This is a genomic window from Mesorhizobium sp. M0239, from assembly GCF_040321815.1.
GTDB lineage: Bacteria > Pseudomonadota > Alphaproteobacteria > Rhizobiales > Rhizobiaceae > Mesorhizobium.
In genome coordinates, this window is the sequence record NZ_JAMYSG010000004.1 from 177,884 (window position 1) to 203,244 (window position 25,361).

Here is a 25,361-nt window from a genome sequence, read left to right on the forward strand (position 1 = left end):
CCGATGTCCAGCACCCGCCCGTCGCCGATCGCGCCGACCGTCGATTTCGACCGCGACGGCATCCAGCACGGTTTCCTGCGCTTGCCCTACAGCCGCGACGATTCCGCGTGGGGCTCGGTGATGATCCCGATCTGCGTCATCCGCAACGGCAACGGGCCGGCAGCGCTGCTGACCGGGGGCAACCATGGCGATGAGTATGAGGGACCGCTGGCCCTTTACGATCTCGCCCGCACGCTCGACCCGAAAGATGTCAGCGGCACGGTGATCATCGTGCCGGCAATGAACTATCCGGCCTTCCGTGCCGGCAAGCGCACCTCGCCGATCGACAAGGGCAACATGAACCGCAGCTTTCCCGGCCGGCCGGACGGAACGGTGACCGAAAAGATCGCCGACTATTTCCAGCGTGAGCTGCTCCCCCGCGCCGACATCGTGTTCGACTTCCATTCCGGCGGCAAGACGCTGGACTTCGTGCCGTTCTGCGCCGCGCACACCTTGCCCGACAAGGCGCTGGAACAGAAAGCCTTCGACGCGGTCGCAGCCTTCGCCGCCCCGTTCTCGATGCGCATGATCGAAATCGACGCCATCGGCATGTATGACACGGCAGCCGAGGAGATGGGCAAGGTCTTCGTCAGCACCGAGCTTGGCGGCGGCGGCACGTCGCGCGCGCAAACCGTGCGGATCGCGCGGCACGGCATTCTCAACGTGCTGCGCCACGCCGGCATTGTCGCCGGTGCGGTGGAGAAGACCTCAACCCAGTGGTTGGATATGCCATCGGGCGATTGTTTCTCCTTCGCCGAAGATGACGGCATGATCGAAACCATGGTCGATCTCGGTGAACCCGTCGAAAAGGGCGCGGTGCTGGCGCGCATCCATTCCACCGGCCGCACCGGCATCGCCCCGCAGGAGATCCAGGCAAAAATGTCGGGCATGCTGGCGGCGCGGCATTTCCCCGGGCTGGTCAAGGCCGGCGACTGCGCGGCGGTGGTGGCTGTGCCCGTCTGAGCGATTCCGCCGAGGCTTGCTCCACCCCGTTCGCGTCCATCGTCACTTGCTCTTGGTCCGTTGCGGAGCCTTCGGCGCGGCGGAAAGAAGCAGCATGGCGAGCGGAGTCGACATTGCAGGAGGATGTCACTATATAGCGGCGGCTTCGACCCGCGCGCTCGAGGGCCACACCTCGAAGCAACTGTGAATGTGTAGTATGTTGCGCCATCTATTGTGACGGAAATCGGCTCGGAAACCGGAAAAAAGCAAATAGAAACAGTGGCGCAGCGCTGGGCGTGACCTAGCCAACGGTACCGACTCCTCCAGAATCAGAAAATGCTCTTGACCCCTCGATTTCCTATGGCTCTGTGGACCTTGGACGGCATTGGCTTGCCGGCCGACCGCGACTCGGCTGGAATGGGGACATGCATCCTTTGCGGGATGTCGACGTTTATGATTACCAACCGGCTTTGCCGCCAGGGAACAGCAGTATGAGTGAACACGCCATCGAATTCTTGCGGGGATGGATCGGCGAAAAGGTCCATTGCCAGTCCTCCCAGGCAAGGATCGACAAGCAGGCCGAAACCCTGGCCAAGGAGTGCGCCGCCGAGGCGGCCGAGGTCGGCATCCCGCTGGAGGACATCCAGGAAGAAGTCGGCGATATCCAGGAACTTATCGCATCCCGGCTTGAGGAAGCCGCCGAGGCCGAGGAAAGCCAGCAGCCCCCCGGAAAAGCCGCGGAATGATCGCATAGCGGCGACGTTGTTCCAGCGCGGGCTTCTGGCCCGCGTTTTTGTCTTCAGCCAAACTTCTCCTTCAGCCACGCCTTCGGCAGCGCCGGCACGAAATTTCCGTCGCGTCCGGTCATATCGTCGTTGGCAACCACCGCGTTGAGGATTGCTTCCTCCACGGTCTGGATCACCGCATCGAAAAACGGATCGATATCGGTGTCCGGAATAAAATTGGCGCTGGCGATGCGGCCGGAGGGCGCCAGCGCTGCGCTCGCATTGGCGGTTGAGAAGGCGATAAAAATGTCGCCTGAGCTGTGATAGCCGAAGCCGCCGGTCATGGCGACGCCGAGCGGCACCCGGCGGGCCAGCCGCTTCATCTGATGCGGCAGGAACGGTGCGTCGGTGGCGACGACGGCAATGATCGAGCCCTTTTCAGCACGCGGTGTGCCTTCGCGGACCGCCGGCTCGACGAGTTCCGGCCCGACGCGCAGGCCGCGAATGGTGATATTGCGCCGTTTTCCAAAATTAGACTGCACGAAGGCGCCGACGGTGTAGGCACGGCCGTGCCATTCGACGATGCGCGATGCGGTGCCGGAGCCGGCCTTGAAGCCGAAAGTGATCATGCCGGTACCGCCGCCGACGCTGCCTTCCTCGATCGGTCCGCCGGCGGCGCCGTCGAGGGCCTGCGCAACATGCGCTGACGTCAAATGGTGACCGTTGATGTCGTTGAGGAAGCCGTCATAGGTCTCCGCCGCCACCGGCAGCCCCCAGCCGCTGTCGAGCGCTGCCGGCAGCACGCTTTGCATCCAGCGCAGCGTGCCGTCGCGTGAAACACCGCAGGAATGCGTGTTGGTGATGGTGATCGGGAAGTTGAAAGCCCCGGTTTCCTCGACGATGTGCGAGCCGGTCAGTTCGCCGTTTCCGTTCTGGCTGAAGATGCCGGCGAAGACCGGCGTGGCGAGGTCGGCGAGCGGCCTGGGCAGGATCGCGGTCACGCCGGTGCGCACTGGTCCCCCGCCGACGACAAGCGCGCCATCGCCCGAGATCAGCGTCGCATAGCCGACAGCCACGCCGGGCACGTCGGTGATCGCATTGAACGGTCCGGGCCGCCCGTCGAAGCCGATGCCGAAATTCCGCGCGCGCGGTTTGCCTGAGGGTGTTGTCAGATGATGCGGATTGTCGGTCATGGTGTCAGAACAGGGATCCCTGATTGCCAGGCTCTTTGGCCTTGGCCGCCGGCTTGGCCACGGCTTTCGGTTTTGCCGTGCCGCTGATCGCCACCGCATCGGCGGTGCCGTCGGCGAACTCGAGCGAAAGCGCCATTCCCGACGCCACATCGGCAGCCTGCTTGATCACCGCGCCATCCGCATCCCTCACCAGCGCAAAGCCGCGCGCCAGGACGGCCTTGTGCGACAGTGTTGCCATCAGCCTGTCGGCCTGGACGACGCGGCCGCGCAGGCGCTCCAGCCTGAGCACCACTGCTTGCGTGCCGCGTCTTGTCAAAGCTGTCAGCAAATCCCTCTGCACGCGTTGCCGCCGTGCCGTCGGCTCGATCGTGATGCGGCCTTGCAGCATGGTCAATTGCTGCTTGTGCCGCTGCAGCGATGCCCTGGCACATTTTGGCAATTGATCCGCCGCTCGGTTAAGCTCCGCACGCCGGGCTCTTGCCAACGTTCGCAATGCCCCTTGTGCTCGCAAAAGATTGCGTTCGTTGGTGCGCCGCGCCTCGGCAATGCGCTGCGACAGCATTGCCGGTGTCAGCTTTACGGCAAAAAACCTTGCACGCTTACGTTCGGTGGAGACCAACAGGCCCCGGCCGAGCCTGGATGTCGCCTCATCGAGGCGTCGGCGCGGCAGCGCCAGCAATTGGTCGGGCGAAGGCAGTGCGCGGGCCGCCGCACGAGCAGCCTGCCGTTTGCGCTCGAAATTGCGCAGGACCGCCGCTTTCAGCCGCGCACCGAGGCTGGCAAGCGTTGCTTCAAGGTCCGCCTTCACCGGCACAGCGATTTCGGCCGCACCCGTCGGCGTCGGCGCCCGCACATCGGCAACGAGGTCGATCAGCGTCCAGTCGGTCTCGTGGCCGACAGCCGAGATCACCGGAATGCCGGAAGCGGCAACCGCGCGGGCGAGCGCCTCGTCGTTGAAGCCCCAGAGGTCTTCGAGGCTGCCGCCGCCACGCGCCACGATCAACAGATCGGGACGCTGGATGGCGCCATCCCATGCCAGCGCGTTGAAGCCGTTGACCGCAGCAGTCACTTCCGCGCCTGACATCTCGCCCTGAACACGCACCGGCCAGACCAGGATGTGCAGCGGAAAGCGGTCCTTGATGCGGTGGATGATGTCTCGGATGACGGATCCTGTCGGCGAGGTGACGACGCCGATGATGCGCGGCATGAATGGCAGCAACCGCTTGCGGCCGGCATCGAACAGCCCCTCGGCCTGTAGCCGCCGCTTGCGCTCCTCCAGCAGCGCCATCAGCGCGCCGGCGCCGGCAGGCTCCAGATTGTCGATGACGATCTGGTAGTTGGACTTGCCGGGATAGGTGGTGAGCTTACCGGTGGCGATCACCTCCATGCCCTCTTCGGGACGGAATTTCAGCCGGCTCATCGTGCCTTTCCACACCACGGCGTCGAGCCGGGCGCGGTCGTCCTTCAGCGCGAAATAGGCATGACCTGAGGAATGCGGCCCGCGATAGCCTGATATTTCGCCACGCACCCGCACATTGCCGAAAACGTCCTCGACCGTGCGCTTCAGCGCGCCGGAAATCTCGCTCACCGTATATTCGGCGGCGTTGGTGCGTGATTCGGATGCTGCTTCGCTCATCGGCCGATTGGGGAACGGTTGGGCGCCCGCGTCAAGGCGGTTGCGTCGGGCCAGCCGTTCATAACCCGCATACCTGACCCTGCCTACCAGCCGGGCAGAATCTGGTTCGGCTTGGTTCGCCGCAGCTTGGTGAAGGCGAGTGCTGCGAAATCGAATGTCCCGGGGTCTTCGCCGACCGGGACGGAGATATTGTCCAGGCTTTCCGAAATATGGCGGGCGAGCGCATCGACGATCTCCGGCCGCGACGTCTGGCCGCGCATGATACCGATGCGGCAATCGGGCAGGGCGCCGAAGCCGTCGGCTTCGCTCAGCACCCGCATGCCGGGCCGCAGCGCGCATTCCGGCAGCACCGAGATCGCCAGCCCGGAAAGCACCGCGGCGGTGATGACGGTGGCCGAGAAACTGGTGAACAGGATGCGATAGTCGCGGTTCTGCTGGTCGAGCACATCGACGGCGGCGCGCCGCCAGATGCAGTTCGGCCGGCCAAAGGCCATCGGCAGCGTTTCCTGCTCATGCGTCGCATGGTTGGCCGAGGTGACCCACAGCAGCGGTTCGCGCCGCACCACCTCCGACTGGCCGCGTACGTCGTTGTGAGTCACCAGCGCGAGGTCGAGATTGCCGCGCTTGATATGCTCGACCAGCCCCGGCGTCGGCTCGCAGATGACGGTCAGTTCGACGCGCGGATTGGAGCGCGTGAACCGCGCCATGATCTCGGGCAGGAAACGATCGGCATAGTCGTCGGGCGTGCCGATGCGGATCGTGCCTTCGAGCCGCCGGTCATCGAAGGCAGCCAGCGTCTCACGGTTGAGATAGAGCAGCCGCCGCGCATAGGAGAGCAGCTTGTCGCCTTCCTCGGTCAGCCTGTTGGTGCGCCCGTCCTTTTCGAACAGCGGCTTGCCGAGCCGCTCCTCCAGACGGCGCATCTGCATCGAAACCGCCGACTGGGTCCGGTGCACCTCTTCGGCCGCCCTGGTGAAGCTGCCGGTATCGGCGATCGAGATGAAGGTCTGCAATTGATCGAGATCGAGCGGCGATTTCATCGACATGATCCATCACTAGTGTTGATGGTAAAGATTAGAAACATTCGTTGGATTAATCAATCACTCGATGGCAAATTGGTATTGTCCACATGAAGGCATGTGAATCGAAGCCGGAACGGCCGCTGTCGCCAGCGCCGATTGCAAGGCTTTGCCCGTTCGAGTCTGAAGGAGACCGACAATGACCACGTTCGATTTCGCCACCGAGACCTCGCGCATCACCTCGCGTCCGGCCGTTGCGACTCGCGTGGCCAACACCGTCTCCAACATCTATCGCGCCTGGAAAAACCGCCGCGCCTTTTATCGCCTTGGCGAGATGTCGGACGCCGAACTCGCCGATATCGGCCTGACGCGCGCCGACCTGCACGTCGCCATCGACGTGCCGTTTGGCCGCGACCCGACGGCGATGCTGCGCGAAATCGCCAGCGATCGCGTCGAAATGATCGAGGACATCGCCCGCAAGGTGGCCTGATCTGTTGCTTGTTGTTTAGGTCGTGAACCTTTTCGGGGTTCGACGCGACTGACGAGTATGCAGGCTCCCACTCCCTGCCGGATCCCCCCGGCCCGCCTGCACTCTGCCCGGTCCTCCCAGGACCGGGCTTTTCTCTTTCTACCTCAGCGAAGACCGCCTACCGCCGATCCATATCCCGCTTGAACTGGTCGAAGATCGTCTCCACGCCCTTCTGGTAGTCGTCACGCTGCTGGGCGCCGGTCTCGAACATCTTGCCGAACAGGTCGTCGAACGGATTCGTTGGCCTGCCGCTCGGATTGGCCTGTGGCTGCGGTGCCTGACGCTGCTGTGGGGGCGCTTGAGGCTGTTGCGGCGCCGGCTGTCCGCCAGGGATGCCGCCTAAGCCACCGCCACCTTGCCGCAGCATCTCCTCGAAGATTTTCCCCAGCGGATTGTCTCCGTAGGGGCTCTGTGTCTGCTGAGGCTGCGGCTGCGTCCGCCCTTGCGGCTGCGGCTGAGGCGCGCCACCGCCGAACATGTCCTGCAGCACCTTGCCGAGCGGATTGTCGCCGTAGGGATTAGGCTGCGGCTGCGGCTGGCTTTGCGGCTGTGGCTGAGGCGCACCGCCGCCGAACATGTCCTGCAACACCTTGCCGAGCGGATTGTCGATTGGATTCTGGGGCTGCGGCGCCTGGCGCGGCTGCGGCGCCGGGGCCTGCATGGCGCCGCCTTGGCGCATCATCTGCTCGATGATCTCGCCGAGCGGATTGTTGCCGCCGCCGCCAAAACCGCCGGCGGCCTGCATCTGATTTGTCGTCTGCTTGAACAGCCCGCCCATGACCATCGAGGCGATCGCCGGCAGCATCTGCTGCAGGATCTGCTGATTGACGCCGCTGGCTTGCGCCGCCTGGCTGGCCACGGCGCGAGACAGGTCTTTCGAGCCGAACAGGTGCCCGAGAATGCCGTTGCCCTCATCCACGCCTTGCGGCGAGAAGGCCCGGGTTGCGTCCTCGAAATACTTGGCGTGCTGGCCGCGGGCCATCGCCGCCATGAAGGCGCCGAGCCCGTAAGGGTCGGCGGTGTTGCGCTGCAGCCCTTGCGAAAAGGCCGGCAGCAACGCGGCGACCGCCGCTTGCGTCTGCTGCATCGAGAGCCCGTATTGCTGGGCAAGGGCCTGCATGCCGTTGCCGTTCTGGGCCTGCGTCAGCATGTCGAACAAGGAAGGCATTGGTCTCTCCTCCGGAAATCCTCGCCGAAGAAGCCTAGTTTGTTTCCACTTCCGATTGAAGCGACTTTTGCCGGCCGGTCAGCTTTGCCAAATCCGAGGGTTAATAGGCGTATTCCATGAAAACCGGCTCGATCGAGCCGCCCCAGCGCGTGTGGTAGGCCGATAGCATCTCCTCGGCGCTGGTGGTGCCGCGCGCCACGACTTCGTCCAACGTGTTGAGGAAGGAGGTCTCGTCGTAGCCGTCGCGGTTCTTCTTGCCACGGTTCTTCAGGCCCATGCGGGAAATGACCATCACGTCACGCGCGATCTCGCGCAGCGTGGTGTTGCGGAACGGTGCGGAAATGCCTTGTTCCGGCACGGCGTTGCGCATCGCCAGCGTTTCTTCATACGTCCAGCTCGAGGTCAGCGCCTCGGCGGCATCGAGTGCGGCCTCATCATAAAGCAATCCGACCCAGAAGGCCGGCAGCGCGCAGATGCGCCGCCATGGCCCGCCATCGGCGCCGCGCATCTCGAGGAAGCGCTTCAGCCGCACGTCCGGGAACAGCGTTGACAGATGGTTCGCCCAGTCGCCCATTGTCGGCAGCCCGTCCGGCACTGCATTGCGCGCGGCCCCGGCCATGAACTGGCGGAAGGTGATGTGGGTCATGTCGTGATAGCGGTCGTCCCGGATGACGAAATACATCGGCACGTCGAGCGCCCATTCGACATAGTCGGCAAAGCCGAAATCGGGCGAGAAGCAGAATTCGAGCAGGCCCGAGCGCTGGTTGTCGGTGTCGCGCCAGATGTCGCCGCGCCAGCTCTGCAAGCCGTTCGGGTGGCTTTCGGTGAAAGGCGAATTGGCGAACAATGCCGTCGACAGCGGCTGCAGCTTCAACGACACTTGCATCTTGCGGCGCATGTCGGCCTCGCTCTCGAAGTCGAGATTCACCTGGATCGTGCAGGTGCGGTACATCATGTCGAGGCCCTTGGTACCAACCTTGGGCATGTAGCGCGTCATGATCTCGTAGCGCGATTTCGGCATTTTCGGCGTCTCGGCCAGCGACCATTTCGGACTGCCGCCGAGGCCGAGGAAGCGGATGCCCATCGGCTCGGCGATCTCGCGCACCTGCGCCAGATGGGCGTTGCCCTCCCGGCAGGTCTGGTGGATCGTCTCCAGCGGTGCGCCGGAAAGCTCGAACTGGCCGCCGGGTTCCAGCGAAATCGCACCCTGACCGGTCGGTTCGACCAGGCCAATGATGCGGCCGTCATCGACGATCGGATCCCAGCCGAGCTTTGACTGCATGCCTTCGAGAATGGCGCGGATGCCGCGCTCGCCGCCATAGGGGACCGGTGCATTGCCGTCGACATAGAAGGGGAATTTCTCGTGCTCGGTGCCGATGCGCCATTTGTCGCGCGGCTTGTTGCCTTCGGCCAGATGCTCGACGAGTTCGTCGACACCTTCGATCGGGCGGAAATCGGTCGTATCGCGCGCCATTATGAACCCTCTGCACATGACCCCGAAAATCGGCTTTCGACTTTCGCTGGGGATCATGTGCCCCAATGGAATGCTACAGTGTCCTTTGCACGTCCGAAAGGCGGCGGGCGCTGTAGGACGATCGGACGATCGCCGGCGCTAAATGGACGAAATGTCAGCAGACGATCAAGCGAAAAATCCTGAGCCACAGGTCAACAGGAATTGAACGTGGCAGCGCTGCCCATTCCTTGCAACAGGCGAGGTCTTACCAGTCTCCGACTGTCGCCTGCATCACCGCGAGCGCGGCCACCGCCGCCGTATCGGCGCGCAGGATACGCGGGCCGAGCGGAATGGCGGTGACGAAGGGCAGGGCGCGCAGCATCTTGCGCTCGTCGTCGGAAAAGCCACCCTCCGGCCCGACCAGCAGCCCAAGCTTCTTTTCCTTGACCGCCTGCAGCGCGGCCAGCGGATTGTTGGTCGAAGCATCCTCATCGCAGAAGATCAGCCGTCGCCCTGTGTCCCAGCCGATCAGCAGGCGGTCGAATTTTTCGGCTTCGTGCACCTGAGGTACCGCCAAGATGCCGCATTGTTCGGCGGCTTCGACGACATTGGCGCGCAGGCGATCGATCGACGGCTTGGCCACTTGCGTGTGCTGGGTGATGACCGGCTGCAGGATGCCGGCGCCCATCTCGACCGCCTTCTGCACGAGATAGTCGAGCCGGCCCTGCTTCAGTGGCGCAAAGCAGTAGACGAGATCGGGCAGCGGCGGCTGCGGCCGCTGCAGCGCCGACACCTTCAGCCGCACCGCCCTTTTCGTCTTCGCCGCGATGGCCGCCGACCACTCGCCGTCGCGGCCATTGAACACCAGGATTTCGGCGCCTTCGCCAAGCCGCAGCACATGCCGGAGATAGTGGCTCTGCTGTTGGCCGGCGTCGAACTCTACATCCGGCGCGAGATCGTCGGGCACGAACAGACGTTGCATCTTGTAATTGGCGCGCATCGCCGAGGAATGAGCGAGCCGGCTGCCGGCGTCAAGCCTCGGCGGTCGGATGCCACACCGGCCGAAAGCCATGCCCCAGCACGGCGAGCGTTGTGGCCGGCGTCAGCAGCGAGAGTGTCTTGCCGTTGAGCAAGCCGAAATCGCCGGGATGCCCATATCCGGCAAACGACCAGCGCAGCGTTTTGCCCCGACGCAAAGCATAAACCGTGGCGCCATCCGCGACCATGGCGCCGTCCGGCAGGCCGGCAAGGTCTTCAACCGCAACCACTGGCGGCCTGCCGCCCGAGGCCAGCCGCTCCTTGTGCAGCCGCCTGTCGACCATCGGCGCACGCGGTTCGGCAATGCCGAAGGCGTCGCCGAAGCGGCTGACGAAATCCCTGGCCCGTTCGCGCTGGCAAAAGAAGCAGGGGCGATGCCCGCCAGCCAATGCAGTCACCTCGTCGAGGAAGAACAGCTCGGTCCAGCCCACTTTGCCGCCCTTCCGGTTGCGGCCCATCGGTTCGCGCCGCACATTGCGGAATTGGCGGACGCAGATGATCCAGGCCGGAAGCGCCCAGCGCTTCTTCTTGAGCGTCTTCGTCTCGGGATCGTGGATGATGCCGCGATTGCCGGTGAACAGGCCGCGATCAGGCACGGCGTGGATGGTACCGAACGGATCGACCCGGTTCTGCAGTGGCATAGTTTTCTCTCCGGACACGCATCTTGGCTGCAATGCGAGCGGCATGATATCGCTCGTCGCATCTTTTTCATGTCAGTAGGGTTTTGTGATGCGGGTGCTGGTGGTCCAGAACTACGACAATACCGGCCTTGGCCAGGTCGGCGCAGCACTTGCGGAAGCGGGTGCCGATCTCGACCTGCGTCTCCCTTACAGGGGCGATCCCCTGCCGGATGACGCCGCCGGGCATGATGCCATGGTGGTGCTCGGCGGGGGCCAGAATGCGCTGGCCGACGATGAGTACCCCTATTTCCCGGCACTGCTCGAACTGACCCGCGACTTTGCCGACAAGGATCGCGCCGTGCTCGGCATCTGCCTCGGCAGCCAGCTCGTCGCCCGTGCCTTCGGCGGCGAAAACCGCATCGGCGGCGCCAATGAGTTCGGTTGGCGCGGCGTATCGCTGACGGCGGACGCCAAGGCCGATCCGGTGCTGGGCGCGCTGCCGGAGAAATTCCCGATCTTCCAGTGGCATGACGACACCTTCGTGCTGCCCGAGGCCGCCGTGCGGCTCGCCGGCAACGATGTCGCCGAGAACCAGGCGTTTCGCGTCGGCCGCGCCGTCTATGGCTTCCAGTTCCATTTCGAGGCCGACCGGCCGATGGTCAAGGACTGGAGCACATCCTTTGCCCCGACCATCGCCGCCCGCCATCCCGACTGGGCCGGCAAGCTCGATGGCGAAATGGCCCGCAACGGACCCGATGCGGATGCCGCGGGTCTGGCCATTGCCCGCGCCTGGGTAGCGACCATCTGAGCGTTGGTCTCTCTGCACCCTCCAGCGTGACATAATTGGCACGCGGCGGTGAAACCGCCTGGGGAAAACCGTTTCATTCTTGGCTTGTGTCCGCCCGCCATCCTAGAAGGCGCGCGCTCTGCATCTTCTGTGCAACGGCTATGAACCTTTGTGTGACCCGCGCGACACACCGTTGATACAGAACATGCCTAGAAGCGCAAAATCGTCGAAACTTTGAAGCGAATTCTCCGTTTCAACGCATTGGTAACCGCCTGGTGCACAGATGCAGAAAGCTCAACAAGAGATGACCTCCGTGAAAGCAGCGCTTCTGTCCTTTGCCATGTTGTCCGCCATCGTGCTGTGCGGTCTCGGCATCTATGCCGCCGACGCAGCCAACAACCACAACGCCGTAGACGGTTACGGCGTCACCGCCTCGCTGCGCTAAAGGCGGGAAGCGTCTTTCGCGTCTTCCGACGCGCGACGCTCAAGCTTCCTTGATCGTCATTGTCAGGATGCGTTTGTCCGCGCCGTCGACGACGAGCGCGCTCAGCATGCCTGACTGCCAGGCAAGCGTGTCGATATTGACGCGGTTGGCCATCACTTCCGCCTCCGGCACCGGGGTGTGGCCGTGCACCACGATCTTCGGATAAAGGTCGGTGTGGTTGTGGAAGACGTCGCGGATCCAGATCAGGTCCTGTGGGTTTTGCTTCTCCAGAGGATTACCCGGCCTGATGCCGGCATGACAGAAGAAGAAGTCCCCGAAAATCGCGGAGAACGGCAGTGATCGCAGGAAGTCGATGTGGCTTTGCGGCACGGCCTCGACCAGGGCCTGATGTCCTTTGCGCACGGCCGATTCGGCCTTGCCGAACCACACGCTTGTGCCTTCACTGATCGCCACGCCGTAAGACTGTGCCGTCTGGATGCCGCCGAACCGGATGAAAAGCCCTTCCGGGTCAGGGGTCTTGAGAAAGTCGAGAAAACCGATGTCGTGGTTGCCGGCCAGCATCAGGTGACGAGGGTCGCGCTCTTGCGCTTCGATCAGGAAATCGATGACGCCCTTCGAGTCCGGCCCGCGGTCGACATAGTCGCCAAGATGGATGATGCGCCAGTCGGCAGGCGCCTCCTGCTCGATCTCAGCCCTGATGCGCAGATGCATAGCGGCCAGCAGGTCGAGCCGGCCGTGGACGTCGCCGATCGCATAGAGACGCATGCCGTCCGGCCCATGCGCGTCGAGAAAATGGATGCCGGGTTCTGCCAATTTTTCGGTGTCTCCGTGGTCAGGCGGTCACGGGACCTGGCGCCGGAGCTGGTCCTTGCCCATGTCGGTGACAAGACGCTTTCCGCACAGCGCCAGCGTGATGTCCATCTCCTTGCGGATGATTTCCAACGCTTTGGTAACCCCTTCCTTGCCAAGCGCACCCAGGCCGTAAAGAAATGGCCGGCCGATATAGGTTCCCTTGGCACCGAGGCAAAGCGCCTTCAGCACATCCTGGCCGGAGCGGATGCCGCCATCCATATGCACTTCGATCGTGTCGCCGACCGCGTCGGCAATCTCTTCCAGCACGCCGATCGACGACGACGCACCATCGAGCTGGCGCCCGCCATGGTTGGAAACGATGATCGCGTCGGCGCCGGTCTTGGCCGCCATCAGCGCGTCCTCCTTGTCGAGAATGCCCTTGAGAATCAGCTTGCCGCCCCAGCGCTCCTTGATCCAGGCGACGTCCTTCCACGACAGATGCGGGTCGAACTGCTCCGTCGTCCACGATGCCAGCGAGGCCATGTTGCCGACGCCCTTGGCGTGGCCGACAATGTTGCGGAAGGTTCGCCGCTTCGTGCCGGCCATGGCGGCGCACCAGTGCGGGCGGATGGCCATGTCGACGATGTTCGTCAGCGTCAGCTTGGGTGGCGCCGAAAGCCCGTTGCGGATGTCCTTGTGGCGCTGACCGAGAATCTGCAGGTCGAGCGTCAGCACGAGCGCCGAGCATTTCGCCGCCTTTGCCCTGTCGATCAGGTTGAGCACGAAATCCTTGTCACGCAGCACATAGAGCTGAAACCAGAACGGCTTCATGGTTACTGAGGCGACATCCTCGATCGAGCAGATGCTCATCGTCGACAAGGTAAACGGCACGCCGAATTCCTCCGCCGCCTGAGCCGCCAGCATCTCGCCATTGGCGTGCTGCATGCCGGTCATGCCGGTTGGCGCCAATGCCACCGGCATCGACACTTTTTCGCCGATCATCGTCGACGCCAGCGAACGGTTGTCCATGTCGACGAGCACGCGCTGGCGGAATTTGATCTTCTGGAAATCCTCTTCGTTGGCCCGATACGTGCCTTCGGTCCACGAACCGGAATCGGCATAGTCGAAGAACATCTTCGGCACGCGCCGGCGGGCGAGGTCCTTGAGGTCGGCGATGGTCAGGATCTGGCTCATGGGTTCCCGTCTCGATAGCTAGGAGCGTTTGCGTGCTGGTTCTGTATCGGTGGCGTCGATGCGCTGTTTCAACCTCAGTCGCGAGACGCGCTGCCAGTCGCCGCTGCGCTCGGCCTCAGCCATCGACCGTTCGACATAGGTGATGTGGTCCATCGCCGCTTGCCGGGCAGCATCCGGGTCGCCGGCCTTCACCGCCGCATGGATCGCGCGGTGCTGCGCGAGCAGGGCGTCGCGCGCGCCGGGCACGCTGAACACCAGCAGCCGGTTCTGGAACACGCCCTCCGACAACAGCCGGTAACAGGAGCGCAGCGTGTGCAAAAGGATGATGTTGTGCGCGCATTCGCAGATCGCGTGGTGGAACTCGACATCGATCTCGGCTTCGTCGTCGAAGTCGCCGGTCCGGTGCGCATCGTCCATGCGTGCCATGATCTTGTCGAGCAGCGCCATGTCGTCCGCAGTGGCGCGCCGTGCCGCGTATTCAGCCGCGACCCCTTCGATCTCGCGGCGGTATTCCAGATAATCGGTCACTGCCTTGCGGTGCATCGAGATCAGGTCCGTCACCGGCTTGGTGAAAAGCTGGCCGATGACATCGGCGACATGCGTGCCGCCGCCGGGCCTTGTCGTCAAAAGGCCGCGTCCTTCCAGTGCCTTCAGGGCGTCACGCAGGATCGGCCGGGATACGTCGAACTGGCGTGCAAGCTCGCGCTCGCCCGGCAGCCGGTCGCCGGTGCGCAGCACGCCTTCGAGGATGAGGCTCTCGATCTGCTGCACCACCTCGTCGGCGGTGCGCGAATGCTCGATCCTGGAAAAAATGTCGCTCAACAGAATGCCTGGAAGGTGAACCGGTGTCGCAGAATAGAGCCTGCCTCGCCAACTGGTCAAATTATTTATCCAATTGATAAAAGCGCGCCGATTTCCGCCCGATGCCATCATCTTCGGCTAACTTTGCTGTTTGCGTCGTCAGGCCATTGGCACTAGAGGGACGCGAGTGCAAGAGGGCTCAAGGAAACCCCGGGGAACAAGCCGTGTCAGACGACCCGTCCGATCTCGAATTCCAGCCGCGCGCCAAGGGCAGCGTCATGGGCTTTCCTGCGCATGAGGGCCGGCCCGGCGCACTCGGCGAGGTTCATGCCCGGCCGCATCCGCTGATCGAAAAGCCACGCGTCCTGATGCAACTCGCCTTCATGACGGAGGGTGGCTCGGGCGTCGACCATGCGGTGCTTTCCGAATTGTCGCGGCGCCTCGGCATCGCCGCGCCCGACCGCCAGGCCCGCCACCATGCCATGAAATGGGGCAAGGGCTCGCTGCGCTGGGAGCGGCACACCGAATTCTCGACCTATTTGTGGGAAGGGCCGCTTTCCGAAAGCGGCAGGACGCCGGAGGACTCCCCGTTCGGCAACGGGTTCTCGCCGCCGGGAACCTGCATCTCCGGCATCAGGCTCGAAATCCGCAAATGGACGCAAGCGAGCGAGCAACTGATAGCCGGTTTCGACCCGACCAGCCTGTGCTACTCGCTGGTCGAGCGCGGAAACGCCGCCATCGTCACCGATTTTCGCCAGGATGGCGATGGCCTGACGCGCATGCTGCTGCTCGATCGCGGTTTGACCCCGGCGCGCACCGGCGCGTTGTCGCAGCGGCTTATCGACATCGAAACCTATCGGACGCTGGCCATGCTCGGCCTGCCGCTGGCGTTGACCTTGTCCGGCCGCGCCCGCCGCATCGAAGACCGGCTGGCGCAGACCACGCTGGAGATGAAGGTCGCCGGGACACGCGACAGCCAGACCTTGCTGGCCGATCTGACCGAACTTGCGGCGGAGCTGGAGGCGGACGCGGCATCGAGCCTTTACCGCTTCGGCGCCAGCCGCGCTTATGACGGCATCGTCGGCGAACGGCTGGAGGCGCTCGAGGAAGAGGCTGTGCCCGGTTATGACACATGGCGCGGGTTCCTGCAGCGCCGTGTGGCACCCGCAATGCGCACCTGCCGCTCGGTCGAGGAGCGGCAGGAAAATCTGTCGCGAAAACTGACCCGCGCCACGACGCTGCTGCGCACCTGGGTCGATGTCGAGGTCGAGAAGCAGAACCGCGACCTGCTTGCCTCGATGAACAACCGCGCCCGCCTGCAACTGCGCCTGCAGCAGACCGTCGAGGGGCTCTCGGTCGCCGCCGTCTCCTATTATGTGGTCGGCCTTGTCGGCTATGTCGCCAAGGGCGCCTCGATCTTCGGCCATGCCTTCGCGCCGGAGATCGTTACCGCTGCTTCGGTGCCTGTCGCCATCCTGCTGGTCTGGTGGGGCGTACGCCGCGTGCGCCGGATGCATTCCGAGCCCGGCAAGCCGCCCGGCGAATAGATCTGCTCACCCTCCCCCTTGTGGGGAGGGTCGGCTCATGATCGCAGCGAAGCGAAGATCGTGAGACGGGGTGGGGGTCCTCGTAGAGCGCCGCGCGGACCCCCACCCCGCTCGCTTCGTTCGCGACCCTCCCCCCAAGGGGGAGGGTGAGACAGCGGCAGATTGCCGCTGCGGAAGCTTGCCTCAGCCTTGATGCCGGATTCCCAACCACCACCGGATTTGCACCCAACCCACTTCACTGGTAAAAGATTTTGACCAGTCAAGCGAAATGAGGCTGCTGATGTCGGGCCTGTCCATGCCGAAACCAGACGACGCCACGATGCGCCGGCGCGACGAGATCGTCGCCGACATGCGCATCATCGTGCCGGGTGAGGGCGTCGTCGACGCCGCCAATTCCATGCGCGCCTTCGAGAGCGACGGCCTGACCGCCTATCGGCAGCTGCCGCTGGTTGTCGTGCTGCCGCAAACGGTGGCGCAGGTTTCGCGCGTGCTGAAATACTGCAACGACCGCAACATCCGCGTCGTGCCGCGCGGCTCCGGCACCTCGCTCTCGGGCGGCGCGCTGCCGCTCGAGGACGCGGTGCTTTTGGTCATGAGCCGCTTCAACCGCATCCTCGGGATCGATTTCCCCAATCGCATCGTCGTTGCCCAGCCGGGCGTCACCAATCTCGGCATCACCACCGCCGTCGAGCAGGAGGGCTTTTACTACGCCCCCGATCCATCCTCCCAGATCGCCTGCTCGATCGGCGGCAATGTCGCGGAGAATTCCGGCGGCGTGCACTGCCTGAAATACGGCCTAACCGCCAACAATGTGCTCGGCATCGAGATGGTGCTGATGAATGGCGAAGTGGTGCGGCTGGGCGGCAGTCACCTTGATGCGGAAGGCTACGACCTGCTCGGCGTCATGACCGGCTCCGAAGGGCTGCTCGGCGTCGTCACCGAGGTTACCGTACGCATCCTGAAGAAGCCGGAGACGGCACGTGCACTGCTGATCGGCTTCCCGACCAGCGAGCAGGGCGGCCAGTGCGTCGCCGACATCATCGGCGCCGGCATCATCCCGGGCGGCATGGAGATGATGGACCGGCCGGCGATCCATGCGGCGGAAGATTTCGTTCATGCCGGCTATCCCCTCGATGTCGAGGCGCTGCTGATCGTCGAGCTCGACGGGCCGGGCGTCGAAGTCGATCATCTGATCGGTCTGGTCGAGGCGATTGCCTACAAGAACGGCTCGACCACCTGCCGCATTTCGCAATCCGAACAGGAACGGCTGAGCTTCTGGGCTGGCCGCAAGGCGGCGTTTCCGGCCGTCGGCCGCATCTCGCCCGACTACTACTGCATGGACGGCACCATCCCGCGCAAGGAGCTGCCGCGCGTGCTCGCCGGCATGCGCGAGCTGTCGGAAAAATACGGTCTCGGCGTCGCCAATGTCTTTCATGCCGGCGACGGCAATCTGCATCCGCTGATCCTCTACGATGCCAACGTACCGGGCGAACTCGACAAGGCCGAAAGCTTCGGCGCCGACATATTGCGGCTCTGCGTCAAGGTCGGCGGCGTCTTGACCGGCGAACACGGTGTGGGCGTGGAAAAACGCGACCTGATGCCGGAAATGTTCACCCAGATCGATCTCGACCAGCAGATGCGGGTCAAATGTGCCTTCGATCCCAACCATCTGCTCAACCCGGGAAAAGTGTTCCCGCAGCTGCGGCGATGCGCCGAGCTTGGGCGGATGCACATTTCCGGCGGCAAACTGCCGTTCCCAGACATTCCGAGGTTTTGAGTGGACATGTCGGCGCTTGAACACCCCCCTCTGTCCTGCCGGACATCTCCCCCGCAAGGGGGGAGATTGGCTATCATCGCGGCTTTCGCCAACTGCCGGCGTTGGAAGACAGATGCGACGTTGAAGTTGCCGATCTCCCCCCTTGCGGGGGAGATGTCCGGCAGGACAGAGGGGGGTGTGAAGGATCGCGACGCCTCCGCATCTGTCGATGGGGCGTCGATCTCATGACCACCTTCACCCCAACCACGTCGGAAGAAGTCCTCTCCACCGTCGCCTGGGCCGTGGCGGAAGGCTCGCCGCTCGAAATCCTCGGCCACGGTTCCAAGCGTGGCATCGGCCGGCCATTGCAAACCGAACACACGCTCGACCTGTCGAGGCTCACCGGCGTCACGCTTTACGAACCGGCTGAACTGGTGCTGTCGGCCGAGGCCGGCACGCCGCTGGCCGACATCGAAAAGTTGCTGGCGGAACACGGCCAGCAGCTTGCCTTCGAGCCGATGGACTACGGCCCGCTGCTCGGCGGCGAAGCTGGCAAAGGCACGATCGGCGGCGTGCTCGCCGCGAACCTCTCCGGTCCGCGCCGGCTGAAGGCGGGTGCTGCGCGCGACCATATTCTGGGCATCAATGTGGTGTCCGGTCGCGGCGAGGCCTTTAAGTCGGGCGGCCGCGTCGTCAAGAACGTCACCGGCTATGATATGTCCAAGCTGATGGCCAACAGCTGGGGCACGCTGGCCGTATTCACCGACGTCACCTTCAAGGTGCTGCCGGCAGCCGAGACCGAAGTCACGCTCGCCATCCGTGGCCTGCTCGATGATGCCGCTGCCGCAGCCATGGCCCTGGCGCTTGGCTCGAGTGCTGAAGTGTCGAGTGCCGCCCATCTGCCGGAGCGCATCGCCGCGCGTGTCGCCGGCGGCAGTCTCGGCAGCGAGGCCGCCACGCTGCTGCGTGTCGAAGGCTTCGGCCCGTCCGTTGCCTATCGCATCGCCGCGCTGAAAACGCTGCTCGGCAAGGCCGGGCCGCTGCAGGAGATTGCCGGTGAAACCTCACGGCTGATCTGGCGCGATGTGCGCGATTGCAGGCCTTTCGCCGACGGCAGCGAGAAACCGGTCTGGCGTGTCTCGATGACGCCGGGACAGTGCCACCAGATGGTCCTGACACTGCGCATGCAGGCCGCCGTCAGCGCCTTCTATGACTGGCAGGGCGGGCTGGTGTGGCTGCGCATGGAACAAGGCGACCCGGAAGCCGCCCTGCTGCGCGGGCTGTTGAGGAAACATGGCGGCGGCCATGCGACGCTGGTGCGTGCCGCACCTTCGCATCGCGCCGCTCTGCCGGTGTTCGAGCCGCAGCCGCCGGCGCTGGCAGCACTCAGCCAGCGGCTGAAGCAAGAATTTGACCCGAAGAATATCCTCAATCCCGGCCGAATGGCCTAGGACATCAGCGATGCAGACCAATTTTTCGCTTGCCCAGCTTGCCGATCCGCATGTCGCGGAATCGGAAAAGATCCTGCGCAAATGCGTGCATTGCGGCTTCTGCACCGCCACCTGCCCGACCTATGTGACGCTTGGCAACGAGCTCGATTCACCGCGCGGGCGCATCTACCTGATCAAGGACATGCTGGAAAACGGCCGTCCGGCCGACAAGGAGATCGTCACCCATATCGATCGCTGCCTGTCGTGCCTTGCCTGCATGACCACCTGCCCGTCGGGCGTCAACTACATGCATCTGGTCGACCATGCCCGCGCCCATATCCAGGAAACCTACAAGAGGCCGCTGCTCGACCGCCTGACCCGCGCCATGCTGGCCTTCGTGCTGCCCTATCCCCAGCGTTTTCGCGCGGCGCTCAAGCTGGCGAAGCTGGGCAAGCCGTTCATAGGCTTGTTCGACAAGGTTCCGGCGCTGAAACCGCTCAGTGCGATGCTCAAGCTCGCGCCGGCCTCGATCCCGACAGCATCGTCGATAGCTTCACCTGGCATCCATGCCGGGCAGGGGAGCAAAAGAGGCCGCGTCGCCATCCTCACCGGCTGCGCGCAATCGGTGCTCGATCCCGCCATCAACGAGGCGACGATTTCGCTGCTGACGCGGCTCGGCGTCGAGGTCGTGGTGCCACCGGGCGAGGGCTGCTGCGGGGCGCTGGTTCATCATATGGGGCGCGAGCAGGCCGCGCTTGCCTCTGCGAGGCAGAATGTCGATGCCTGGACGCGCGCCATCGAACAAGGCGGGCTCGATGCCATCGTCATCACTGCCTCCGGCTGCGGCACGACGATCAAGGACTACGGCTTCATGCTGCGGCTCGACCAGGCCTATGCCGACAAGGCGGCGCGCGTTTCGGCGCTGGCCAAGGACATTACCGAATATCTCTCGACCTTCGACCTGCCCGAACCGGTGCGCAAACCGGGCACGGTTGTCGCCTATCACTCGGCCTGTTCGATGCAGCACGGCCAGAAGATCACCCGCCAGCCGAAGGAACTGCTGGCCAAGGCCGGCTTCATCGTGCGCGAGCCGCGTGAAGGACATCTCTGCTGCGGCTCCGCCGGCACCTACAACATCCTGCAGCCCGAGATCTCGGCCAAACTGCGCGATCGCAAGGTGAAGAACATCGAGGCGACGGGGGCTTCGATCGTCGCCACCGGCAACATCGGCTGCATCACCCAGATCGCTTCCGCCGCCAAGCTGCCGGTGGTGCACACGATAAAACTGCTCGACTGGGCCTATGGCGGACCGATGCCGGCAGGCGTTCGGGGAGAGAACCTCATCGCCGCGGAGTAGGGCGCCGCGCTTACTCCGCCGCGAGCCTGTCCGCCGTACCGTAGGTCGCCTCATAAAGCGCACGCTGGCGGCTGAGCGCGACCATGGTGTTGCGCAGCAGGATGGCGACCGTGATCGGGCCGACGCCGCCCGGCACCGGGGTGATCCAGGAGGCGACCTCGCGGACGCTCTCGGTGTCGACGTCGCCGACGATGCGGCTTGAGCCGTCGGGGCCGATTTCGGAATTGATGCCGATGTCGATGACGGCCGCACCCGGCTTGACCATGTCGGCCTTGATCAGCCGCGGCTTGCCGACGGCGACGAACAGCGCATCGGCACGTCGCGCATGGGCGGCGACCGACCGCGTCATGTGGTGGCACACGGTCACCGTCGCGCCTTCGCTCATCAACAGGAAGGCGATCGGCTTGCCGACGATTTCCGAATGGCCGACGATGACGACTTCCAGCCCCTTGAGGTCGAGGCCGGTTTCCTTGAGCAGTTCGACCGAGGCCGCCGCCGTGCAAGGCGCGAGATCGAGCTGGTTGTAGACGATGTTGCCGATCGAGGCCGGATGCATGCCTTCGACATCCTTGAGCGGATGCACCGCCGCCTGCAGCGTCCTGATCGGGATATGCACTGGGACCGGCCGCTGGATGATGATGCCGGTAACGCGCGGATCGGCGTTCAGGCCGTGAATGGCCGCTTCCAACTCGCCTGCCGTGATGGTGGCGGGAAAGCGCCGTTCCTCGAAATCGATGCCGGCGAGCTCAGCCTTGGCGCGCTGGTTGCGCACATAAACATCCACCGCATCGGTGTCGCCGACGGTGATCGAGATCAGCTTGGGGGGAAAGCCCTCGGCTTTGGCGATCGCGGCGTCCTCGCGAACGGCGGCGATGATGCGCTGGGCGACCGGGCCGCCCTTGAGATAACGGCTGTCTTCGGACAGGGGCATGGGTGAACTCTTTTGTGGAACTAGCCACCGAGATAGCAAAAGAATGCGGTAAAGGGCAGCATGAAAGCGAACCGCTATGCCCGTTGCGCGACGCGTAGGTGACCTTTGCCCTCGATTTCTGCTCAAAAACGGAAAGGGCAGCGCGGTTTCCCGTGCTGCCCTTCCTGACCGGCCGCATCCCCATACGGCCCGTCCCCCGTTGTCCCTAACTGGCCTCGAAAAGCGGACTGCTTTGCCGGCCAGGTGATTCGCAGGACCTACTATATCACCTCGACCGTGGTTCCGACATTGACCCGTTCATAGAGGTCGACGACGTCCTCGTTGCGCATGCGGATGCAGCCCGATGACACCGCACCGCCGATCGTCCACGGCTGGTTGGTGCCGTGGATGCGGTACTCGGTCGTGCCGAGGTAGAGCGCGCGGGCGCCAAGCGGGTTCTCCGCGCCGCCGGCAAGATAGGTCGGCAAATAGCGGCCCTTGGCGGCTTCGCGCTTGATCATCTGCGCCGGCGGGCGCCAGTCCGGCCACTCGCGCTTGTTGGTGATCTTGTGCGTACCCGACCATTCGAAGCCCGGCTTGCCGGTGCCGACGCCATAGCGCCTTGCCTTGCCGTTCTTCTCGACCAGGAAGAGGAAATTCTGCGTGGTGTCGATGACGATCGTGCCCGGCTTCTGGCCTCCGTCATAGTCGACTTCCTGCGGCAGGTAGATCGGGTTGATCTGAGGACGCGCGACCATGCGCTTGGCCGGCGGCTGCACCGCCGCCGTCTGCACCCGGTCGGGCTGCGCCGGGCGCAGGCGCCGCTGTTGCTGGACGACCTGGCGGTTCTGGCGCACGATGCCGGGTGCCTGGCCAAGCTGCAGCACCCAGGGTGCGGAAAGGTCGGGGCTCACCATCACCGGCGGCCTGTCGGCATAGCGGTCGCCGGCGGTTGAGGGTGTGACGCCGGCGGCAAACACAGCCACGGCGCCGAGCACGGGAAACAGAACTGTCTTCATCGTAGCGCACCTTGATCGTCTGATACAAAACGGGTGGAAACGTCCTCCCGGTTCGGCGATCATTGGCGCGCAAGCAGCAACCGAAACATGAATCGGAATGCGTAAAATGCGGAACTGTCGGTAAACCTTTTGGTGTGGTTACCGCCGGGTTCAGGAATCTGGTAAAGCCGCAGTAAATGCCGCGCAAAAGCGCGTTAACGAACGGATTTTGGCTTATGGACAAGGAAAACACCGGACTGCTCGCCGGTCCCGATGGTGTCGCGCGCTGCTTCTGGCACGGCAATCTGCCCGACTATCTGCACTACCACGATCATGAATGGGGCCGGCCTGTGGCCGACGACCGCAGGCTGTTCGAAAAGATCTGCCTCGAAGGCTTTCAGTCTGGCCTGTCGTGGCTGACCATTCTGCGCAAGCGGGAGAATTTTCGCGAAGCCTTCGCCAATTTCGAATTCGACAAGGTCGCCGCCTTCACCGACAAGGATGTCGAGCGCCTGCTCGGCAATGCCGGCATCATCCGCCATCGCGGCAAGATCGTCTCGACCATCAACAACGCCAAGCGCGCCCGCGAAATGGCCGACGAGTTCGGCTCGCTGGCCGCCTGGTTCTGGAAGTTCGAACCCGGCAAGGAGGAGCGGCCGCAGATCGTCGATCTCGCCCATCTGCGCGCCAACCCGACCACGGCGGTCTCGGTGCGGATTTCGAAGGAGTTGAAGAAACGCGGCTGGAGCTTCGTGGGGCCGACCACTGTCTACGCCTTCATGCAGGCGATGGGCCTGGTCAACGACCATCTCGAGGGCTGCATCTGCCGCAAAGAGGTCGAGAAGCAGCGGAAGGCGTTCAAAAGGCCGAAGTAGCCCCTCTACTTCCGGTAAAACGAGTAATTTCAGGTGCCGTTGGCGCTGGCCAGCACCAGGCCGGCGACGATCGCCACCACCGTGGCCACGGTCGGATAGATCACCAGCAGGCCGGTCATCAACGCGTCGCGCATGGATGGGCCTTTGCCGGTGTCGGCCGGCACTTCGAACGGGCCGGCAGCCTGGCTGACCATTTTCGGAGCGTGGATGTCGGCCGGGCGCAAGCGCGCGGGCAATTCGCCGGCTTCGCCATCAATAGCGTAAAATCTTGCTGTGCTGACCATGGCCCCGAGCCCTCATTTACCCCGCCTTATCGGCGACGATTGTGTCGGCACGATGCCGCACCCGTGTCGGGATTGTTTCATTTTCGATGCGGTTTTGTTTCACGGAGGTTCGAGCGTGGTGCTGGGTGCCGACCCTTGCCGCTCCCGGCTGCATCAGTTAGGAAACGCGCGCTGCCGAATAGGAAATTTCCTATCCCGCAACGCCACGAAACACCGGATGCTCACTCATGGCCGACAAATCGGAAAAGACGAAAGCGCGACTGCCGCGCGGTTTTGCCGACCGCAGCGCCGAGGACATCCGCGCCGTCGAGAAGATGATGGCGACGATCCGCTCGGTCTATGAGCTTTACGGCTTCGAACCGGCAGACCAGCCGCTGATCGAATACACCGACGCGCTCGGAAAATTCCTGCCCGACCAGGACCGGCCGAACGAAGGCGTGTTCTCCTTCCAGGATGACGACGACCAGTGGCTGTCGCTGCGCTACGACCTGACCGCGCCGACGGCCCGTTTCGTCGCCGAGAATTACGAGCGGCTGCCCAAGCCTTACCGCAGCTATCGCTCCGGCTGGGTGTTCCGCAACGAGAAGCCGGGTCCGGGCCGCTTCCGCCAGTTCATGCAGTTCGACGCCGACACGATCGGCACGCCTGGCGTGGCCGCCGACGCCGAAATGGCGATGATGATGGCCGACGTCATGGAAGCGCTCGGCATCAGGCGCGGCGACTACGTCATTCGCGTCAACAACCGCAAGGTTCTGGATGGCGTGCTGGAGGCGATCGGCCTTGGCGGCGAGGAGAATGCCGGACGAAGGCTGACGGTGCTGCGCGCGATCGACAAGCTCGACAAGCTCGGGCCGGAAGGCGTGAAGCTTTTGCTTGGCCCGGGCCGCTGGGACGGCGGCAAGGAGGGCGAAGGCGACTTCGCCAAGGGCGCCGGATTGAACAACGGGCAAGCCGAGGCGGTTCTTCTCGCGACTGCGAGGACTATACAGACCGGCCAGGATTCCATGGTCAGTTCGAATGCCATCTACCAGGAAGGCGTCGGCGAACTCGCCACGATTGAAGCGCTGGTCAGGGCGGCAGGATATGGCGAGGACCGCATTGCCATGGACCGCTCGGTCGTGCGCGGCCTCGAATACTATACCGGCCCCGTTTTTGAGGCCGAGCTGCTGGCCGAAATCCCCAACGAGGACGGCCAGATCGTGCGCTTCGGCTCGGTCGGTGGCGGCGGTCGCTATGATGGTCTGGTCTCGCGCTTTCGCGGCGAGCCTGTGCCGGCGACCGGCTTTTCCATCGGCGTCTCCAGGTTGATGACCGCGCTGAAGAACCTCGGCAAGCTCGACGCCTCGGATGTGATCGCACCTGTCGTCGTGCTGGTGATGGACAAGGACACCGACAGCCTCGGCCGCTACCAGAAGATGGTGGCGGAGCTGCGTGCCGCTGGCATCCGTTCCGAAATGTATCTCGGCGGCGCCGGCATGAAGGCGCAGCTCAAATATGCCGACCGCCGCGGCTGCCCGGTCGCCATCATCCAGGGTGGCGACGAGCGCGCCAAGGGCGAGCTGCAGATCAAGGATCTGATCGAAGGCGCGCGCATGTCGGCCGAGATCACAGACAACGCCGAATGGCGCGCCGCCCGCCCGGCGCAGGTGACGGTGGCGGAAAGCGAGCTGGTTGGTGAGGTGAAGAAGATATTGGCGGCGCAGGCCGCTGATCGCGCGAAAGGTGGCGCTTGAATACCCCCCTCTGGCCTGCCGGCCATCTCCCCCGCAAGGGGGGAGATTGGATGTCACGTGGGCTTTCGCCAATCTCCAGCGTTGAAGAAG

General features: G+C 64.0%; 24 protein-coding genes. 11 read left to right on the forward strand and 13 right to left on the reverse strand.

What is annotated here, in order from left to right; all coding sequences use genetic code 11:
* The first annotated feature begins 3 nt into the window (after positions 1 to 3).
* A complete protein-coding gene (doeB, locus tag NKI99_RS05360; protein ID WP_023809041.1) occupies positions 4 to 1,002 on the forward strand; it encodes a N(2)-acetyl-L-2,4-diaminobutanoate deacetylase DoeB in 999 nt (332 codons plus the stop codon).
* Positions 1,003 to 1,406: 404 nt separating this feature from the next.
* Positions 1,407 to 1,727 carry a hypothetical protein gene (locus NKI99_RS05365; RefSeq protein ID WP_245273059.1) on the forward strand — a complete coding sequence of 107 codons (321 nt, stop codon included), beginning with the start codon at positions 1,407 to 1,409 and terminating at the stop codon, positions 1,725 to 1,727.
* A gap of 53 nt (positions 1,728 to 1,780) precedes the next feature.
* Here NKI99_RS05365 and NKI99_RS05370 read toward each other — a convergent pair whose 3' ends face one another.
* The 3 genes from NKI99_RS05370 to NKI99_RS05380 form a co-directional block, all read right to left on the reverse strand.
* Positions 1,781 to 2,899, reverse strand: a complete 1,119-nt coding sequence (locus NKI99_RS05370; RefSeq protein ID WP_352440708.1) for a DmpA family aminopeptidase — start codon at positions 2,897 to 2,899, stop codon at positions 1,781 to 1,783.
* A gap of 4 nt (positions 2,900 to 2,903) precedes the next feature.
* Positions 2,904 to 4,535, reverse strand: coding sequence for an exodeoxyribonuclease VII large subunit (gene xseA, locus NKI99_RS05375; protein ID WP_352440707.1), 1,632 nt, complete (start codon positions 4,533 to 4,535; stop codon positions 2,904 to 2,906).
* Between the two features lie 83 nt (positions 4,536 to 4,618).
* Complete coding sequence (locus tag NKI99_RS05380; RefSeq protein WP_027035580.1) at positions 4,619 to 5,575, reverse strand: LysR substrate-binding domain-containing protein; 957 nt, start codon at positions 5,573 to 5,575, stop codon at positions 4,619 to 4,621.
* A gap of 178 nt (positions 5,576 to 5,753) precedes the next feature.
* Between NKI99_RS05380 and NKI99_RS05385 the strand changes: the two genes are divergently transcribed.
* On the forward strand, positions 5,754 to 6,044 hold the full coding sequence (locus NKI99_RS05385; protein WP_352610034.1) for a DUF1127 domain-containing protein: 291 nt from the start codon (positions 5,754 to 5,756) through the stop codon (positions 6,042 to 6,044).
* A gap of 157 nt (positions 6,045 to 6,201) precedes the next feature.
* On the opposite strand, the gene NKI99_RS05390 is transcribed toward NKI99_RS05385, so the two are convergent.
* The 4 genes from NKI99_RS05390 to NKI99_RS05405 all read right to left on the reverse strand — a co-directional run bounded on the left by NKI99_RS05390 (position 6,202) and on the right by NKI99_RS05405 (position 10,383).
* On the reverse strand, positions 6,202 to 7,251 hold the full coding sequence (locus tag NKI99_RS05390; protein WP_352610036.1) for a DUF937 domain-containing protein: 1,050 nt from the start codon (positions 7,249 to 7,251) through the stop codon (positions 6,202 to 6,204).
* 100 nt (positions 7,252 to 7,351) lie between these two features.
* The gene (locus tag NKI99_RS05395) at positions 7,352 to 8,725 is read right to left on the reverse strand and encodes a glutamate--cysteine ligase (protein WP_352440705.1); all 1,374 of its coding nucleotides are present in this window, start codon (positions 8,723 to 8,725) and stop codon (positions 7,352 to 7,354) included.
* A gap of 244 nt (positions 8,726 to 8,969) precedes the next feature.
* Complete coding sequence (locus NKI99_RS05400) at positions 8,970 to 9,704, reverse strand: 16S rRNA (uracil(1498)-N(3))-methyltransferase (protein ID WP_352440704.1); 735 nt, start codon at positions 9,702 to 9,704, stop codon at positions 8,970 to 8,972.
* A gap of 31 nt (positions 9,705 to 9,735) precedes the next feature.
* Positions 9,736 to 10,383: a hypothetical protein gene (locus NKI99_RS05405; protein WP_352610037.1), complete on the reverse strand. Its 648-nt coding sequence runs from the start codon at positions 10,381 to 10,383 to the stop codon at positions 9,736 to 9,738.
* Between the two features lie 88 nt (positions 10,384 to 10,471).
* Here NKI99_RS05405 and NKI99_RS05410 point away from each other — a divergent pair, with 88 nt between their 5' ends.
* Complete coding sequence (locus NKI99_RS05410; RefSeq protein ID WP_127292765.1) at positions 10,472 to 11,170, forward strand: type 1 glutamine amidotransferase; 699 nt, start codon at positions 10,472 to 10,474, stop codon at positions 11,168 to 11,170.
* Between the two features lie 292 nt (positions 11,171 to 11,462).
* Positions 11,463 to 11,594: a hypothetical protein gene (locus NKI99_RS05415; RefSeq protein ID WP_013893872.1), complete on the forward strand. Its 132-nt coding sequence runs from the start codon at positions 11,463 to 11,465 to the stop codon at positions 11,592 to 11,594.
* Positions 11,595 to 11,633: 39 nt separating this feature from the next.
* On the opposite strand, the gene NKI99_RS05420 is transcribed toward NKI99_RS05415, so the two are convergent.
* From NKI99_RS05420 to NKI99_RS05430, 3 genes are read right to left on the reverse strand one after another with little or no spacing between them, the layout of a single operon-like run.
* Positions 11,634 to 12,407, reverse strand: coding sequence for a metallophosphoesterase family protein (locus NKI99_RS05420; RefSeq protein ID WP_023809031.1), 774 nt, complete (start codon positions 12,405 to 12,407; stop codon positions 11,634 to 11,636).
* Between the two features lie 27 nt (positions 12,408 to 12,434).
* Positions 12,435 to 13,580 carry an alpha-hydroxy acid oxidase gene (locus NKI99_RS05425; RefSeq protein ID WP_352610038.1) on the reverse strand — a complete coding sequence of 382 codons (1,146 nt, stop codon included), beginning with the start codon at positions 13,578 to 13,580 and terminating at the stop codon, positions 12,435 to 12,437.
* Positions 13,581 to 13,598: 18 nt separating this feature from the next.
* Positions 13,599 to 14,402, reverse strand: a complete 804-nt coding sequence (locus NKI99_RS05430) for a FadR/GntR family transcriptional regulator (RefSeq protein ID WP_352610039.1) — start codon at positions 14,400 to 14,402, stop codon at positions 13,599 to 13,601.
* A 203-nt stretch (positions 14,403 to 14,605) separates the two neighbouring features.
* On the opposite strand from NKI99_RS05430, the gene NKI99_RS05435 reads away from it, so the two are divergent.
* From NKI99_RS05435 to glcF, 4 genes are all read left to right on the forward strand, one after another.
* Complete coding sequence (locus NKI99_RS05435; protein ID WP_023809028.1) at positions 14,606 to 15,928, forward strand: DUF3422 family protein; 1,323 nt, start codon at positions 14,606 to 14,608, stop codon at positions 15,926 to 15,928.
* A 280-nt stretch (positions 15,929 to 16,208) separates the two neighbouring features.
* Positions 16,209 to 17,705 carry an FAD-linked oxidase C-terminal domain-containing protein gene (locus tag NKI99_RS05440; RefSeq protein WP_352610040.1) on the forward strand — a complete coding sequence of 499 codons (1,497 nt, stop codon included), beginning with the start codon at positions 16,209 to 16,211 and terminating at the stop codon, positions 17,703 to 17,705.
* Between the two features lie 224 nt (positions 17,706 to 17,929).
* The gene (glcE, locus tag NKI99_RS05445) at positions 17,930 to 19,135 is read left to right on the forward strand and encodes a glycolate oxidase subunit GlcE (protein WP_352610042.1); all 1,206 of its coding nucleotides are present in this window, start codon (positions 17,930 to 17,932) and stop codon (positions 19,133 to 19,135) included.
* Positions 19,136 to 19,145: 10 nt separating this feature from the next.
* The gene (glcF, locus tag NKI99_RS05450) at positions 19,146 to 20,471 is read left to right on the forward strand and encodes a glycolate oxidase subunit GlcF (protein WP_352610044.1); all 1,326 of its coding nucleotides are present in this window, start codon (positions 19,146 to 19,148) and stop codon (positions 20,469 to 20,471) included.
* A gap of 10 nt (positions 20,472 to 20,481) precedes the next feature.
* Here glcF and NKI99_RS05455 read toward each other — a convergent pair whose 3' ends face one another.
* Both NKI99_RS05455 and NKI99_RS05460 read right to left on the reverse strand, forming a co-directional pair.
* Complete coding sequence (locus tag NKI99_RS05455) at positions 20,482 to 21,402, reverse strand: bifunctional 5,10-methylenetetrahydrofolate dehydrogenase/5,10-methenyltetrahydrofolate cyclohydrolase (RefSeq protein WP_127292743.1); 921 nt, start codon at positions 21,400 to 21,402, stop codon at positions 20,482 to 20,484.
* A 260-nt stretch (positions 21,403 to 21,662) separates the two neighbouring features.
* Positions 21,663 to 22,400: a L,D-transpeptidase gene (locus NKI99_RS05460; protein WP_352610046.1), complete on the reverse strand. Its 738-nt coding sequence runs from the start codon at positions 22,398 to 22,400 to the stop codon at positions 21,663 to 21,665.
* 215 nt (positions 22,401 to 22,615) lie between these two features.
* Between NKI99_RS05460 and NKI99_RS05465 the strand changes: the two genes are divergently transcribed.
* Positions 22,616 to 23,254, forward strand: coding sequence for a DNA-3-methyladenine glycosylase I (locus NKI99_RS05465; RefSeq protein WP_023809022.1), 639 nt, complete (start codon positions 22,616 to 22,618; stop codon positions 23,252 to 23,254).
* Positions 23,255 to 23,283: 29 nt separating this feature from the next.
* Here the strand turns inward: NKI99_RS05465 and NKI99_RS05470 are convergent, their stop codons facing one another.
* Positions 23,284 to 23,538 (reverse strand): hypothetical protein, encoded by a 255-nt coding sequence (locus NKI99_RS05470; RefSeq protein WP_023809021.1) that lies wholly within the window; start codon positions 23,536 to 23,538, stop codon positions 23,284 to 23,286.
* Between the two features lie 227 nt (positions 23,539 to 23,765).
* Between NKI99_RS05470 and hisS the strand changes: the two genes are divergently transcribed.
* Positions 23,766 to 25,271, forward strand: coding sequence for a histidine--tRNA ligase (hisS, locus tag NKI99_RS05475; RefSeq protein ID WP_352610047.1), 1,506 nt, complete (start codon positions 23,766 to 23,768; stop codon positions 25,269 to 25,271).
* The last annotated feature ends 90 nt before the right edge of the window (positions 25,272 to 25,361 follow it).

Bases quoted from the DNA above. Each gene is read 5' to 3' on its own strand.
- doeB (WP_023809041.1), top strand. From the start codon at position 4: ATGTCCAGCACCCGCCCGTCGCCGATCGCGCCGACCGTCGATTTCGAC.
- NKI99_RS05365 (WP_245273059.1), top strand. From the start codon at position 1,407: ATGCATCCTTTGCGGGATGTCGACGTTTATGATTACCAACCGGCTTTG.
- NKI99_RS05370 (WP_352440708.1), bottom strand. From the start codon at position 2,899: ATGACCGACAATCCGCATCATCTGACAACACCCTCAGGCAAACCGCGC.
- xseA (WP_352440707.1), bottom strand. From the start codon at position 4,535: ATGAGCGAAGCAGCATCCGAATCACGCACCAACGCCGCCGAATATACG.
- NKI99_RS05380 (WP_027035580.1), bottom strand. From the start codon at position 5,575: ATGAAATCGCCGCTCGATCTCGATCAATTGCAGACCTTCATCTCGATC.
- NKI99_RS05385 (WP_352610034.1), top strand. From the start codon at position 5,754: ATGACCACGTTCGATTTCGCCACCGAGACCTCGCGCATCACCTCGCGT.
- NKI99_RS05390 (WP_352610036.1), bottom strand. From the start codon at position 7,251: ATGCCTTCCTTGTTCGACATGCTGACGCAGGCCCAGAACGGCAACGGC.
- NKI99_RS05395 (WP_352440705.1), bottom strand. From the start codon at position 8,725: ATGGCGCGCGATACGACCGATTTCCGCCCGATCGAAGGTGTCGACGAA.
- NKI99_RS05400 (WP_352440704.1), bottom strand. From the start codon at position 9,704: ATGCGCGCCAATTACAAGATGCAACGTCTGTTCGTGCCCGACGATCTC.
- NKI99_RS05405 (WP_352610037.1), bottom strand. From the start codon at position 10,383: ATGCCACTGCAGAACCGGGTCGATCCGTTCGGTACCATCCACGCCGTG.
- NKI99_RS05410 (WP_127292765.1), top strand. From the start codon at position 10,472: ATGCGGGTGCTGGTGGTCCAGAACTACGACAATACCGGCCTTGGCCAG.
- NKI99_RS05425 (WP_352610038.1), bottom strand. From the start codon at position 13,580: ATGAGCCAGATCCTGACCATCGCCGACCTCAAGGACCTCGCCCGCCGG.
- NKI99_RS05440 (WP_352610040.1), top strand. From the start codon at position 16,209: ATGTCGGGCCTGTCCATGCCGAAACCAGACGACGCCACGATGCGCCGG.
- glcE (WP_352610042.1), top strand. From the start codon at position 17,930: ATGACCACCTTCACCCCAACCACGTCGGAAGAAGTCCTCTCCACCGTC.
- glcF (WP_352610044.1), top strand. From the start codon at position 19,146: ATGCAGACCAATTTTTCGCTTGCCCAGCTTGCCGATCCGCATGTCGCG.
- NKI99_RS05455 (WP_127292743.1), bottom strand. From the start codon at position 21,402: ATGCCCCTGTCCGAAGACAGCCGTTATCTCAAGGGCGGCCCGGTCGCC.
- NKI99_RS05460 (WP_352610046.1), bottom strand. From the start codon at position 22,400: ATGAAGACAGTTCTGTTTCCCGTGCTCGGCGCCGTGGCTGTGTTTGCC.
- NKI99_RS05465 (WP_023809022.1), top strand. From the start codon at position 22,616: ATGGACAAGGAAAACACCGGACTGCTCGCCGGTCCCGATGGTGTCGCG.
- NKI99_RS05470 (WP_023809021.1), bottom strand. From the start codon at position 23,538: ATGGTCAGCACAGCAAGATTTTACGCTATTGATGGCGAAGCCGGCGAA.
- hisS (WP_352610047.1), top strand. From the start codon at position 23,766: ATGGCCGACAAATCGGAAAAGACGAAAGCGCGACTGCCGCGCGGTTTT.